Origin of the sequence: Bacillus sp. AF62 (genome assembly GCF_050312695.1) — a bacterium.
GTDB lineage: Bacteria > Bacillota > Bacilli > Bacillales > Bacillaceae_G > Bacillus_A > Bacillus_A cereus.
In genome coordinates this window covers 1-212 of sequence record NZ_JBNPJZ010000332.1, presented here as the reverse complement: position 1 = coordinate 212, position 212 = coordinate 1, and the positions used below count along the sequence as shown (strand labels likewise).

The following is a 212-nucleotide window of genomic DNA, read 5'->3' as shown; positions in this document are numbered from 1 at the left end:
TGTTTTTTCATCTGAAACACCTCTTATATAGAATAATTTATCTCTATACTATGTTCCAGTTTTACTGTACCACCTCAAAACTCATGCCTGTTCTACACCAGAAGGTGTTATATTGTCGTATGTATTTACAACCGTAAATGTACATGATAGTAAAATAGCTCCTGCATTGCTTCGGGATATACAAAACCAAAATGTGTTATTTTCCGTTGCAG

Annotated in this window: 1 pseudogene; it reads left to right on the top strand. The window is 34.0% G+C overall.

Going from position 1 to position 212, the window contains the following annotated elements:
• Positions 1 to 76 precede the first annotated feature (76 nt).
• Positions 77 to 212 (top strand): annotated as a pseudogene (locus ACQRBL_RS33035) (transposase); the annotation flags it as partial.